At 47.5% G+C, this 11,443-nt stretch carries 7 protein-coding genes and 1 tRNA gene; 3 read left to right on the top strand and 5 right to left on the bottom strand.

Annotation, left to right across the window (positions count from 1 at the left end; all coding sequences use genetic code 11):
• Positions 1 to 38: 38 nt before the first annotated feature.
• The 3 genes from ACZ5NB_RS07645 to ACZ5NB_RS07635 form a co-directional block, all read right to left on the bottom strand.
• Entirely contained in the window at positions 39 to 1,343 is a 1,305-nt protein-coding gene (locus tag ACZ5NB_RS07645) for a thiolase family protein (RefSeq protein ID WP_460232473.1), read from the bottom strand.
• 143 nt (positions 1,344 to 1,486) lie between these two features.
• Complete coding sequence (locus ACZ5NB_RS07640; RefSeq protein ID WP_460232472.1) at positions 1,487 to 3,307, bottom strand: di-heme-cytochrome C peroxidase; 1,821 nt, start codon at positions 3,305 to 3,307, stop codon at positions 1,487 to 1,489.
• Between the two features lie 317 nt (positions 3,308 to 3,624).
• Positions 3,625 to 4,896 (bottom strand): NAD(P)/FAD-dependent oxidoreductase, encoded by a 1,272-nt coding sequence (locus ACZ5NB_RS07635; RefSeq protein WP_460232470.1) that lies wholly within the window; start codon positions 4,894 to 4,896, stop codon positions 3,625 to 3,627.
• A 368-nt stretch (positions 4,897 to 5,264) separates the two neighbouring features.
• On the opposite strand from ACZ5NB_RS07635, the gene ACZ5NB_RS07630 reads away from it, so the two are divergent.
• From ACZ5NB_RS07630 to fdxA, 3 genes are all read left to right on the top strand, one after another.
• Entirely contained in the window at positions 5,265 to 7,163 is a 1,899-nt protein-coding gene (locus tag ACZ5NB_RS07630; protein ID WP_460232468.1) for a fibronectin type III domain-containing protein, read from the top strand.
• Between the two features lie 116 nt (positions 7,164 to 7,279).
• The gene (gene mutS, locus ACZ5NB_RS07625; RefSeq protein WP_460232466.1) at positions 7,280 to 9,907 is read left to right on the top strand and encodes a DNA mismatch repair protein MutS; all 2,628 of its coding nucleotides are present in this window, start codon (positions 7,280 to 7,282) and stop codon (positions 9,905 to 9,907) included.
• Between the two features lie 95 nt (positions 9,908 to 10,002).
• Positions 10,003 to 10,326: a ferredoxin FdxA gene (gene fdxA / locus ACZ5NB_RS07620; RefSeq protein ID WP_460232465.1), complete on the top strand. Its 324-nt coding sequence runs from the start codon at positions 10,003 to 10,005 to the stop codon at positions 10,324 to 10,326.
• A gap of 288 nt (positions 10,327 to 10,614) precedes the next feature.
• Here the strand turns inward: fdxA and ACZ5NB_RS07615 are convergent.
• Positions 10,615 to 10,704: transfer RNA gene (locus ACZ5NB_RS07615), tRNA-Ser, on the bottom strand.
• A 538-nt stretch (positions 10,705 to 11,242) separates the two neighbouring features.
• Entirely contained in the window at positions 11,243 to 11,437 is a 195-nt protein-coding gene (csrA, locus tag ACZ5NB_RS07610; RefSeq protein ID WP_460232464.1) for a carbon storage regulator CsrA, read from the bottom strand.
• Positions 11,438 to 11,443 lie beyond the last annotated feature (6 nt).

Here is an 11,443-nt window from a genome sequence, read left to right as displayed (position 1 = left end):
GCCACGGTTTTTTCGTTTCTAGCAGCCCGCATTTATTCTTAATAGAGTGCTTCAACAATAGTCGATATACCCTCACCCGAACCAATACATTGTGTCGCTAACCCATAGCGTTTACCACTACGGCGCAATTCTTTAGCCACAGTCATCACAAGGCGAGCACCAGTCGCGCCCAATGGATGACCAATACCTAACGAACCACCATTAACATTGACAATATCTTCTGAGATACCGAGTTCGCGCACAGAAGGAATAACTTGCGCCGCAAAGGCTTCATTAAACTCCACGCGATCTAATTCAGCAGCTGTAATGCCCGCATGTTTAAGCGCTTTATGCGTTGAAGGAATTGGGCCAATACCCATTAGCTGCCCTTTAACACCACCCACTCCCATACCTACAATTCGTGCAATTGGCTCTAAACCTAGTGCAAGCGCTTTTTCTTCGCTCATCAACAACAATGCAGACGCGCCGCTATTGGTTGGGCACGAATTTCCGGCTGTGACATGCACTTCATTGCCCAACAAACTCACCACGCCTTTAATCGGGCCAAGCTTGGCTAAGCCTTCCATGCTACATTCGCGACGCAAGCATTCATCTTGATCAAAAGTGACCATCGGTCCTTTTTCTTCCGGTACCCACAATTTGTTTTCATCAAAGATGGGTTTTTCCACTTCCATTGGAATGACTTCATCTTTGTAAAAGCCAGCATCGTAAGCCGCCGCCAATTTTTTATGACTATTGACTGCAAACTGATCCAGCTCTTCACGTGTCAGGTTATACATATCCACCACATTTTGCGCGGTTTGCGGCATTGGCTGGGAAGGTGGAGAGTCTAGAATGGCATCCGGAATTGGCACAGAAAAATACTTATCGTGATCCTCTGACATATCCCGTTGTAATTGCGTTTTTTCCATCGCACGGGGGTTCGGTTCATTTACGCGAGTGGTTTCCATTTGTGGACGACCACCGACCAACGAGCGCCCCAATCGCTCGACACCGAGCGCAATACCACACTCACTAGCGCCAACCATAATCGACATAGCAATACGCTGCATTGTCTCCATGGAAGAGCCACACTGGCGATTGGTCACGAAATTAGTGGTTTCTACAGGCAAACCTGAAAGGCGTTTGATGACAGTTACATTGGACAAGTCAGGCTGTCCCGCGACATGCCCCAACCCAAAGTCTTCTACCATGGTGGGCTTCACTTTAGGGTTGCGAGCCATCAGCTCTTTAACCACGTGAGCGGCGACATCATCGAGCCGAGTCGCTTCAAACATTCCACGACCGCCCCACGAAAAAGGAGACCGCACTCCATCAACAATAACTACATTATTAAGCTTCATCGCTGCTCCTTGAATATTGAAAATATCACCGAAGTCTACCCAATGCTTATTCGATTAAAAGCAAATTTTTCTTAAGCCACCTTAAGTAATTATCAAATAGTCTATTGATGGCGATGACCACAAAGATGCATAGGACTGAGTCTCTACAGCGTTTTTAAGAATTCTAGCAATGCTAATTTTTGCTCTTCTGTTAATCCACTGGCCATATCGTGCCCCGCATTGCTGTTTCCGGGGATAATTCTATTATTCTCATCTCGTACTTGAAATTGCTCTAAGCCTTCATGTGACACTAGGCCTACGTTGACTGTATCAATTTTTCGAGAGCCAACCCAAAATCGCGAAGGTCGATCATCTGGATGTTGCAGCAGCGCATGTAAATTCGGCACCGAACCATTATGAAGGTAGGGAGCTGTCGCCCAAATACCTGTGAGTGGTCTCGCCTTATAGACTGGGCCTTCTGCCTGCAAGGTGCTTGTTGCTTGGATGTAATCGTTAAACGCTCGTTCAAGTGTTAGCTCAGCCTGGTCGTCGTTAGTTGGTTCGCTTATTAAAGGTTCCAGATTGGAAGAACTTTTTTGGCCAGATTTTAGCCCAGCTTTTACAACGGTAACCGGCTCTTTTAGCATTAAACCAAACGTGCCATTAAAAGAAAATTTAATCGCTGGTTCTATCTCAGCAAACTTAGGGCCTTTTAAAATAGCTACACGCTGCCCCTCTAAAATACCGCTGCGAGCCATATGACTATTGGCTTGCTCCGTCATCAGTGGATCAGTCCCAACAATGGCAGCAGGTATCAAGTTAGCCTTGTACAATTCACCTTCATTTTCGCGCGGGACATATTGGTGGCATCGCACGCACCCTATTTCTTGGTCAAAATAAATTTCTCTACCGCGTTCCGCGAGCGCGTGATCAATTTCGCCGGGCCAACTGGGTGATCTCAAATCACGCAGAAGAACTTCAATATCACCCAGGTTCGCAAAATCAATACTGCCTTGGTATTTTAATTTTTGACCGGGAACCCAACTCCACCACCACGGGTTTTCTTCGATAGCTAAACGGCCTAGTACTCCGATAACCTCACCAGAATTACGTGCTAGAGGACCAAGAAACACATCATTCGGTAACGCGCCATTCCACTGCACGACATTACTTTGGTGTGCCCCCCACAAAAACGGATAAGACACTGGTGCATTCGGTTCATTGATATTACCTTCATCATCTAGTGCTAGCACTGATGCAGCATTTTGAATTATGCCAAACGCATCAATCCGGCCAAAGCCGTAGTGGTCTTCACCAGGCGTTGAACCGACTTGGTTGATACGCTCATGCCTATTTAAATAATCGATGACATTTTTCATGTCGCGCAGTAATTCGCTACGCATAGATTCTGTATTCTTTTCAGGCCCGTATAAATTATTTGCAAAGCGGGCGAACTTCGCTCCATCCTCTTTGCCACTACGATAGGTTACCTCCAGAGCCCCAATTAACTCAGAAAAAAATAAATGCCAATTCCCCATAGTCGGTCCACCTTCGACCAAATACGGGCGCCCCTCGAATTCAACTTTCGCTGTATGACAAGCGGCACAGGTAAAACCCATCCACGCATCTTGTGTTTGCTTATCAATTGTGACGGCAAAACCCAGCGGCAACGCGCCTCGATTTTCAGGAGAACGAGACATGGGAATGTAGCGCATCGACTCGATATGCTCTGGCTCATTAAACCATGCTTGAGAATCCGCTTGCTCTAGATAGGCATACCACATGTAAGGCACAAAGCGGGAGCCTTGTGACGTATACCAAAATCGCTTTCGCTGCGTGTTGTCCCAATTTTGATCCAAATAAGACACTGACTTGGTTTCATAGTCATGTTCGACGGCCCGAAACTCGCCAAAACTGGGGTGCGGCTGAGGCTTTTCAGCACACGCACACAGGATAAAGCTTAATAGCAACGCTAAATATTTCATTTATTGTTCCTCACGGCATTTGATTGTTGCCGATATACCCCCGCAATGCGCATATCTGCCTTGCGCATCATAAGCAAAGATATCGAGGGAGACTACTAGCCAAAGGGCGTACGCCCTCGCGCTTTCGAAATCTGTGAATACAAGTAGCGCTGATCGAATACCGTATTATTAGTGAGTACTACAAAGTGAAATATTGACACTATCCGTGTAATCAACAAGGGAACGAACTACAGCTCACCTTTAACTGAGCGACGAGCGAAACGAAAACAGATAGCCTAAAGCTACCTGTTTAAGGACATGCAAAAATAACAAGCTGACTAATCTTTCAGGCGAACAATCCCCAAGGCTTTCAATACGTATTTCTCATAAATCGGTTCGGTCTTGCCCGTGCGCATTTTACGCATGAAATATTTTTCAAAAGCAATCTTTCCAAGGTGAACCCACTTACCACGTTTTGCCCAGGTCACGTTTCTAGGAGGTATTTGCGGCAGCGCCACGAAAGCAATGCCATCATCTCCCAGATCCGCAAGACACAAAGCGTTCCAGGTGGCCTTTGCCGTCGCCTCTTTTCCGTGAATGTCGGCATGAATATTTTCAACAATCGCGGTAACCATCGACTCAATCATGTAACCTGTCTTTGGCGCACCTGTCGGTACTGGCGTGGGTTCAACTGGCGGAATGGCAACGCACACTCCAGCTGAAAAAATATTGGGGTATTTGGGGTTCCGTTGGTGCTCATCAATTTGTACAAAGCCTCGCGGATTCACCATCCCTTCCACTGCCGCCACAGGGTCTACGCCTTTGAACGCGGGTATAAACATATTAAAGCGACTTGGTAGCTCATGTGTATTGATGGGCTCGGCCTTGTCATTGTGCTCTGTGACCTTAACAACGTCTCCGGTAACTTCGTCCAATTTAGCATTTGTAATCCATTTAATGTGGCGCTGGCGCAGTTCAGACTCTAGCAAGCCTTTGGAATCACCTACGCCCCCTAACCCCATATGGCCTACATAGGGCTCACTGGTAACGAAAGTAATGGGCACTTTGTCGCGAATTTTTCGTTTGCGTAAATCAGAATCGAGAATAAATGCGAATTCGTAAGCCGGACCAAAACAACTTGCTCCTTGAGCGGCTCCGACGACGACTGGACCAGGGTTTTCAAGAAATTTTTGGTAATTTTCGAATGCGGTTCGTGCGTGGGGGGTCGTACATATCGATTGCGTATAACCTTCGGGCCCTAATCCGGGGACTTCATCAAACGCTAGTTTTGGCCCTGTCGTAATCACTAAATAGTCGTAATCGAGAGTATCGCCGTTCGCCAACGCTAATTGGTTTGCGTCCGCATCAATCCGCTCAACCGCAGAAGCGATAAATTCGACACCGCGCTTTTTGGTGTGCTGTTCTATTGGAATAACGACGTCATCTTGCGTGCGCCAACCTACCGCAACCCATGGGTTGGACGGGGTAAACTGGAAGTACTCATCTCGGTTTACCAAGATTACTCGGTGCTCTTTACCCAACTCCTTCTTTAAATCATAGGCAGCTGGCATCCCCCCCAGACCTGCACCCATCACCACAACAGTAGCCATATGCATTCCTCCGCTTCGCGGTTTTTATTCGTGTGGGATCGACGAATACAGGGCTAGGAGACATATACCTTGCCGCTCTGTCGATTATGTTTTGCGACGACAATTGTATATTAGCACATTCTAATATAAATAGACCCTTTTTCTTCTATTTTCCGTAAAGAGTTATTAAGAGAGAAAAATTGGTGTACCGGAGCACATGGAGCGTGTCGCCGCATTATTCATCTAGAGCTAATAAACCACAGTGTATTCGAATAGTTAACAGCAAACCGCCCGGAGTTAGAAAAATGATCGTTCAATGTCAACCAATTAGCCCTGTCATTCGTTAACCCTATTACTCGTTAAAATTACCTGGAGATCACTATGCCTGCATGGAGCAAGTTGTTTGTTTAGCTAGTTTATTGTTGACGTTATGTCTCGCTGCATGTGGCTCAGGAGGCAGTGATGGCGGGGGGCAGAATCAGACTGGAGATGGTGACCCGATTTCAGACCCCGGTGACGATGGTATAAATTTTGACGAAAATGACGATCTAATCGACATTGGCGGGGAAAACAACGAACCAGAATCCCCAAACCAAATCAGCTCACTCAACACTCATTTATTGAGCAATACAAATAACTTGGTGCACATAGGCTCAATTCTCGCCGTCCCAACGGCACTAACATTAGAAGATCTGCAAAACGTCAGCGTATACCTCACTAACACAGGAACAGATTCGATAGTCCGAACTAAATTTTCGTTTGACAGCACAACGGGGCAACTTCTAGTGGACCCGGAGTATGACCTCACCCCCAATCTCGGGTACCGCTTGGAGGTATCGACACCAACGAATACTGCGATTTATGACCTCAACACGCGACCCGTCGAGTGGCACGCTGCAGGGTATATTCTCTATGCAGTTGACCAAGTGATCTCATCAGATCACCCCGCATTAAATTCATCCGGCTCGGAATTTTTGGAGGGGGTCGCTCTCCGATTTTCATGGCCAAGCTTTGAGAATGACTCTGGAGAGTACGACTTCTCACCACTTGCCAATTCGCTAGACGTGATTAGAGCCGTAAACAAAAAAGCCTCCGTAAGCATTTTTCCTGCCAGCAAGTCATTGAATGAACCACTGCTCGCTAGACCAGAAAGAGTATTCTATAGCGCCAATGCTAACCCCAATGGTGGCACACTAGGAGATTGCAGTCGCATTGCAGATCCTTTTGATGAAAATTACCGCAGCCGCTACTACCGTATGTTGCATGCACTAGGACGACACCTAAACGAAAATCCAGAATTAAACGATGCAATAAGTTATGTCATTGGAGCTGGCGATATGACGACGCGTAATTGGGCTTACGGTTTGGCATTCCAGGATTTATTTTCAGACGCCACATGCACAACGCCAATCACCTGGGCAGAGGCCGGATTTAACGCCGAGTCTATGCTCGCAATAGTCAAGGAAGGTATTGCAGTATTCATGGAAGCTTTTCCCGATAAAGTACTGTGGCTGTCAGTGGGTGATCTGAAGTTTGATGGTACAGAGTTGAGTTGTGGTAAATCATCTTGCGTTGCAACGCTCGCAGCAGACTGGGCGTTAGAACATTACCCTAATCGAGTTGGTATATGGCGAGAGGATTTAAATGCAAAACAAAACCCTCCAAGAGAAGGCTCTCTGTGGGAAACCATCTCGAGTTATAGGCCACGTCTAGGTGCACAAATGGTATTCAATGTTCAAGGTTGCCCCGGAGACGCTACCCGAAATTGTCGGGTCGCCGATAACGGCACGCCACCGGATGTCGCACTTAGTTCAGCACTGACTATTGGCGTATCAAATAACACAGCGCAGAACTACGGGCGATATCTCATGAACTACGTAGAGATCTATGCAGCAGATGTCCAAGATGAAAGCCTGTCATCCGTGTTCTCCGAGATGGCAGAAAACAATGAATGGCGTTCAGACATCACGCCTCCCACCACTCCCTTGGGACTATCTAACCTCAGTAATGAAGCAGGCAGGGTAGAATTAACGTGGTTACCCGTTTTAGACCGCTGGGATAAAGAGAATAGTTCAACCGATGCGTTAAACCCTTTTCCTTCTAAAGCGGCAACTTTATCCATAGTCTACAAAGTCTGGAAAGATGGAGCGTTAATCGCTAACACCAATGTCAATAACTTCACTGACTCTGCTGCAGTTAACGGTACATTTAACTATCAAATTTCCGCAGTAGACGCACTAGGCAATGAATCTCAACGGTCATCAATACTGGCTGTAAACGTTCCATAAATTCAAGGCAAGCGAAACCACCTTGCCTTTCAAAGGCCTATTTTATTTGGGTAAAGCCAACAAGTGCCGTAGAATACGCGCCTGTTAGTAAGCCACCCAAAATAATATAAGTTCTTATGAATCAAGAAGTTACCCCAAAAGAAAAGCACACACCCATGATGCAGCAGTACTTGAAGATCAAGGCTGAGCACCCCAATGAACTCGTGTTTTATCGAATGGGCGACTTCTATGAGCTGTTTTTTGACGATGCTAAAAAAGCCTCTGATCTTTTAGACGTCACCCTGACTGCGCGTGGCAAATCCGCCGGAGAACCCATCCCCATGGCCGGAGTGCCCTACCACGCAGCAGAGGGATATCTGGCAAAATTGGTACGACTCGGACAGTCCGTCGCGATCTGCGAACAAGTCGGCGATCCTGCGACTAGCAAAGGGCCGGTAGAGCGCAAGGTAATGCGCATTGTTACCCCCGGGACCTTAACCGATGAAGCGCTTCTTGATGAGTCCAAGGATAATTTGCTCGTCGCGATACACGAACAAGATGGCACGTTTGGTATTGCGCATTTAGATATTGGCAGTGGCCGCTTTCGTGTCTTGGAAGTAGTCGGTGAAGAGCAAGTCAGTGCTGAGATTGAACGCTTAAACCCTGCGGAGTTGTTACTGCCACCTGATTTCCCACAACTCGCCGCTTTAAAGCCTCGCAAAGGCATTCGCACAAGACCGGAGTGGGAATTCGATCTAGACAGCGCTACCGATTTATTAACGCGACAATTTCAAACACAAGACCTTAACGGCTTCGGCTGCGCACACTTACTAACAGCAATTTGTGCTGCGGGGTGCTTACTTGCCTATGCCCATGAAACGCAACGCACAAAGTTGCCACATATCACCCAAATCAATCATGAAAACCGCGCGGATACTGTCACACTCGATGGCGCAACCCGGCGCAATTTAGAAATAGATCGCACGCTATCAGGTGAAGAAGAAAACACACTATTTGCAGTACTCAATAAATCCGCTACAGCAATGGGTGGACGATTGCTACGTCGCTGGTTAAATCGGCCACTGCGTAATCTTGATCAATTAATTCAGCGCCAAGATGCGATTGCGGAATTAAAAAAGAATTATCAATTCGAACAAGTACATCGCGCATTGCGACACATAGGCGATATGGAGCGTATATTGGGCCGAGTTGCACTGCGTTCCGCACGCCCACGTGACCTATCACGGTTATACTCGTCCCTTGCTACCTATCCAGAAATTCAAAGCCTACTAGAAGATACTGACACTACACTGTTAAAACAAACAGCGTCAGATATTTCAACGTTTCCAGAGTTAGTAACAACGCTGGAAAAAGCTATCGTCGAAAATCCACCCGTAGTAATTCGAGATGGCGGCGTTATTGCCGATGGATTTGACAGTGAGTTAGACGAGCTTCGGAACATAAGTACCAATGCGGGACAATACCTAGTTGATTTAGAGCTGCGGGAAAAAGAGCGAACCGGAATTAGCACGTTAAAAGTAGGTTACAACCGCGTCCACGGGTACTACATTGAGATATCAAAAGGGCAATCTGCTCAGGCACCTGCCGAATATATTCGTCGGCAAACCATTAAAAATGCGGAGCGCTTCATCACACCAGAACTCAAAGAGTTCGAGGATAAAGCACTTTCAGCCAAATCGCGTGCGCTGACGCGCGAAAAAGCGTTATACGATGACTTAGTCGAACTCATTAATGAATCACTAATCAAGCTACAAATTTCCGCTGCTGGCGTATCGCAACTCGATGTACTAACCACATTGGCTGAGCGCTCTGACGCGCTCAGCTATCGTCGACCGACGCTTATTCACGACCGCTGTATTGATATTAAATCCGGGCGCCACCCCGTTGTGGAGCAAGTTATCGATGACTCATTTATTCCCAATGATCTAGAGTTTAACAGTGCGCGCGAAACACTCATTATCACCGGCCCAAACATGGGTGGTAAATCTACTTACATGCGCCAAGCCGCCCTCCTCACCCTGTTAGCACATATCGGCTCAGATATTCCTGCTGAATCGGCGACCATCGGGATGGTAGACAGAATATTTACCCGAATCGGCTCATCGGATGACCTCGCAGGAGGGCGTTCAACCTTCATGGTCGAGATGACGGAAACGGCAAATATTCTGCACAATGCCACAGACCGTAGCTTGGTACTGCTTGATGAGATTGGTCGAGGAACAAGCACCTTTGATGGACTAGCTCTCGCTTGGGCATGCGCCAATCATCTCGCCAATCAGAGCAAGGCATTCACCCTCTTCGCAACACATTATTTTGAGCTAACGAGCCTCGCCGAATCAAACCCAGCGATTCACAATGTTCACCTCGATGCGACCGAACACAACGATTCCATTGTGTTTCTCCACCATGTGCAGCCGGGGCCGGCGAATAAAAGCTACGGCATCCAAGTGGCCAAGCTTGCAGGACTCCCAGAGGCCGTATTAAGTGACGCACGCCAGTTGCTTGAAAACCTCGAAAGTGAGGCATCGTCGAACACCGTAAATTCGCCCCCAAAGCAAACCCCATTGCCTGATACTGAGCCCATGACCTCACCTGATGGGCCCCCGTCTCAATCAGAGCTGTTTAGCGCACCTGCACCAAACCCTGTAGTGGGTATGCTCGAATCCTTGTCGATAGACGATTTAACCCCAAGGGAAGCATTAGACAAATTGTACCAACTGCAGAAAATGGCGAAAAAACTTTAGTAAACAAGGATATAAAGATATAACCGCAAGGCTCTTTATCCTTTATTTAATTCTGCTAGAATGCGGCCCTCAATTTTTCGATGGGAGTTCACACAATGACGTTTGTGGTCGGTGAAAACTGTATTAAGTGTAAGCACACAGATTGTGTGGAAGTTTGCCCTGTAGACTGCTTCTACGAAGGCCCTAACTTCTTAGTCATCCACCCCGATGAGTGTATTGATTGCGCTTTGTGTGAGCCTGAATGTCCAGCCAATGCCATCTTCTCAGAAGACGAGCTTCCCGCTGATCAAGCTGTATTCTTGGAGCTTAATGCCGAACTCGCCGAAGTCTGGCCGAACATTACCGAGATGAAAGACGCTCCAGACGATGCTGAAGAATGGGATGGCGTTGAAGGGAAGTTGAAGTATCTAGAGCGTTAAAACCTAGTGTGTTAATTCTCGAAAAAGCCGCGTTTATCGCGGCTTTTTTGTGGGTGGTGTCCCGTCCTGCCACCCGGCCTTCGGCCAGCGGAGCAGTTCAAAACGTCTGCCCTGACGATTTATCGTCGCTTCGTGCATTACCTGGCCATTTGCTTGGCGTTGAAGGTGTTTTTCGCGCAACATGTTTCGTACGTTTTGAACACCCGAAATCGATGATTTTGCGTTGGATCTTGCGACCGTGAGCCATAAACAGAAAAGCCAGGCTATGCCTGGCTTGATCCTAATTAATGGCGGTGAGGGAGGGATTCGAACCCTCGATCAGGTTTCCCCGATACTCCCTTAGCAGGGGAGCGCCTTCGGCCACTCGGCCACCTCACCGGAAATCGTTTCTATTTGTCTATTTTGCAGAGCCAAACTGAACATCAAGTCGGCGCTGTTTTTATTTTTGGGGAGCGCGTGACTCGTCGCTGCTCTCCTCGCCCTTCGGGTCGCCTGTTCGGCGCTCTCTCCGCTGGCGCTGCGAGTCGGCCACTCGGCCACCTCACCGGAAATCGTTTCTATTTGTCTATTTTGCAGAGCCAAACTGAACTTCACGTCGGCGCTGTTTTTTATTTTTGGGGAGCGCGTAACTCGTCGCTGCTCTCCTCGCCCTTCGGGTCGCCTGTTCGACGCTCTCTCCACTGGCGCTGCGAATCGGCCACTCGGCCACCTCACTGGAAATCATTTGTACAATCAATAGAGCATATCTGTCGCCCTATCGAAGGAGCGCGATCATACCATATCTCGCTAAAAATCAAAGTTTATTGCGCAATAAAATCAATAGTTTAACAAGTTTTGATCAATTGAATTTTAAATACTCTAGAAACAACAAAGGCAGCTCCGCAGAACTGCCTTCTGTATATCAACATCGCGTCGCTTAACGAGAGCTGTTGCCTCCCTCGTCTTGCTTTTCACGTTGAATTCTTTGGTAAATCTCTTCGCGGTGTACGGCAATTTCTTTGGGGGCATTGACACCAATGCGCACCTGATTGCCTTTCACACCGAGGACCGTGACCGTGACTTCATCGCCAACCATCAAGGTCTCGCCGATACGGCGGGTTAAAATTAACATTGCATC

The sequence above is a fragment of the Aurantivibrio plasticivorans genome (assembly GCF_055392955.1).
The sequence above is the reverse complement of the archived record's forward strand: the minus strand, read 5'-3'. Positions and strand labels throughout refer to the sequence as shown.